Source organism: Massilia sp. ST3, assembly GCF_018119405.1.
Classification (GTDB): domain Bacteria; phylum Pseudomonadota; class Gammaproteobacteria; order Burkholderiales; family Burkholderiaceae_D; genus Telluria.
In genome coordinates this window covers 1-3,080 of sequence record NZ_JAGPWC010000137.1, presented here as the reverse complement: position 1 = coordinate 3,080, position 3,080 = coordinate 1, and the positions used below count along the sequence as shown (strand labels likewise).

The following is a 3,080-nucleotide window of genomic DNA, read 5'->3' as shown; positions in this document are numbered from 1 at the left end:
GGCCTGCAACGCCATGCGCGCGAGACCCCTGCCAGGATCACCTTCACCTTCGTGCGCGAGGATGGCCGGGAGGAGTCGCTCGGCTTCGGCGAGCTGGCCGCGCGGGTCGACGCCCTGGCCGGCGGCCTGGCGGCGCTGGCCGGCCCCGGCGAACGGGCGCTGCTGCCGTACCCGCCCGGCCTGGCCTTCGTGGTGGCCTTCTTCGCCTGCCTGCGCGCCGGCCTGGTGGCGGTGCCGGTCCCGCTGCCGCGCAAGCACGGCGGCCCGCACTTCGCCGCCTTGCTGAGGGACGCCGGCCCGGCGCTGGTGCTGAGCACGCGCGAGGCCGCGCCGGCGCTCGCGCCGCTGCTCGGCCCGGGCGGCAAGGGCGAAGGAGAGCGGGACGGCAGGGCGCCTTGCCTGATCTGCACCGACGGCTTCGAAGCCGATTTCGCCGCTCCGGACGTGGCGCGCGCGGCGCTCGCCTTCATCCAGTACACCTCGGGATCGACGACCGCGCCGAAGGGAGTCGAGGTCACCCACGCCAACCTGGCCGCGAATGTGGAGGCGATCGGCGACGCCTTCGGCTTCCGGCAGGACAGCGTGATGGTGAGCTGGCTGCCGCCTTTCCACGACATGGGGCTGGTGGGCAGCATCGTGGCGCCCGCGGTGCTGGGCTTCCGCTCGGTGCTGATGGCGCCGGCCACCTTCCTGCGCCAGCCGCTGCGCTGGCTGGAGGCGGTCGCCGCCTACCGCGCGACCTGCGCCGGGGCGCCGGACTTCGCCTGGGACTTGTGTGCGCGCCGCTACCAGGCCGCACTGTCCGCCGCGCCCGGCCGGCCGCCGCTCGACCTGTCGGCACTGGAAGTGGCCTACAACGGGGCGGAACCGGTGCGCGCGGCCACCCTGCGCCGGGTGGCCCAGGCTTTCGCCGGCTGCGGGCTGCGGCCGGAAGCCTTGTTCGCGTGCTACGGCCTGGCCGAACACACCCTGCTGGCGGCGGGCGGGCCGCGCGGACGCGCTCCGCGCGTCCTGTGCGTCAGCAAGGCGCGGCTGGAGGCCGGCCAGGTGCGCGAAGCCGCCCACGGCGACGCCGACGCGCGCGAACTGGCCAGCTGCGGCCCGCCCGCGCCCGGCGTGGCGGTGCTGGCCGTCGATCCTGACAGCAGCCGCCCCGCCGGGCTGGGTCGGGTGGGCGAGATCTGGCTGGCGGGCGACTCGGTGGCGCGCGGCTATCGCAGCGGGCCTGGCGCAGGGAAGGAAAAAGGCGAGGCCGAGGTCTTCGGCGCACGCCTGGCCGACGGCGGCGGCCCCTGGCTGCGCACCGGCGACCTGGGCTTCGTGCGCGACGGCGAGCTCTATGTCACGGGCCGCCTGAAGGACCTGGTGATCGTCAATGGACGCAACATCTATCCGCAGGACGTCGAGGCGCTGGTCGAGGAGACCGCGGCCTTCCTGGAACCGAACCGCTGCGCGGCCTTCGCCCTGGATGAGGGCGGGCGCGAGCGCCTGGCGATCGTGCTGGAAGCCGACCGCCACCTGCTGCGGCTGGCCAGGAAGGGCGGCGGCGACGACGGCATTGCCCGGCTCGACACCCTGAGCCAGCGCCTGCGCACCGCCGTGGCGCGCCGATTCGGCATCGCGGTCGGCCTGCTGGCGTTCGTGCGGCCGGGCGGGTTTCCGCGCACGACCAGCGGCAAGGTACAGCGCGCGCGCTGCCGGGCGCTGGCCGCGGCCGGCGAACTGGACGTGGTGTATTCCTCGCACGAGGCCGCCGGCAGGATGACGCGCGACCCGCATCCCCAGCGCCGCAAGGACGATGCACCGGCGCCCGCCGCGAGCCGCGAACAGGCCGACGCCATGATCGCCTGGCTGCGCGGGTATGCGCCGCGCCGGCTGGACTCCCGCTTGATGGACGAGCGGCGCGGCATGCCGCCCCATGTGCTGCTCGATTTCGGCAACCGCGGCCTGCTCGGCCTGCAGGCGCCCCCCGGGCTGGGCGGCCGCGGGCTGGCCACGATCGACCTGCTGCGCGTGATGGAGCAGCTGGCCGCCATCGACCTCACCCTGGCGACCACGGTGGGCGTGCACAATGGACTGGGCTTGCGCCCGCTGCTGCGCTTCGGCGCGGAGCCCCTGCGTGCGAAGGTAGTCGCCGACCTGGCGAGCGGCCGCCAGCTGGCCGCTTTTGCCCTGACCGAACCGGCGGCGGGGGCCAATCCGCTGGCGATGCGCACCCGTGCGCTGCGCGTCGGCGGCGGCTGGCGCCTGGCCGGCGAGAAGCACCTGATCGGATTGGCCGGCTGGGCCGGCTGGATCACGGTGCTGGCGCGCGCGGTGGCGGAAGACGGCGCCGCGCTCGGGACCGTGGCGCTGATGGTGCCCGAGGATGCGCCCGGACTGCGCCAGGAGGCCGAGGCGCTGACCATGGGGATGCGGGCCATGGTGCAGAACGCGCTGCGTTTCGAGGACGTGTTCGTGCCGGACGCGCAGGTGCTGGGCCGGCCCGGCAGCGGCATGGAAGTGGCGCGCGACGCCATGGCCTTCGCGCGCCTGGGGATCGGCGCGCTGTGCGTGGGCGCGATGAAGCGTTGCGCCCAGCTGATGCTGCGCTATGCCGGCCGGCGCGAGGTCGCCGGCGGGCGCCTGGCCGACATCCCGGTTACCCTGGCGCGCCTGGATGCGCTGAGCTGCGCGGTCGCGGCGCTGGAAGGGCTGGTGCGGACCATCGCCGCGCTCGACGGGGGCGGCGCGCTGCCCCAGGAGGCCTGCATGGCCTGCAAGTGCGTGGCCTCGGAGCTGCTGTGGGAGGCGGCGGACGGGCTGGTGCAGCTGCTGGGCGGGCGCGGCTACCTGGAGCCGAACCTGGCGCCACAGCTGCTGCGCGACGCCCGCGTGATGCGCATCCTGGAGGGGCCGACCGAAGCCTTGTACGCCCACCTGGGCGCGGCGCAGGATGCCTGCCGCGAAGTCGTCGAGCGGGTCTTCGGCGGCCATGCGCTGCTTGCCGCCGTGTGCGAGGCGGTGCGCCGCGCGGGTGCCGACGCGGGCCACGGCGCTGGCGAGCTGTGGGCCTGGACCATGCTGGCCGCGGCCGCGCC

General features: G+C 75.3%; 1 protein-coding gene. It reads left to right on the top strand.

Annotated elements, in window-relative coordinates:
- Positions 1-3 precede the first annotated feature (3 nt).
- Positions 4-3,080 (top strand): AMP-binding protein (locus KBW98_RS23635; RefSeq protein ID WP_229429395.1); only part of this gene is annotated, 3,077 nt, incomplete at its 3' end.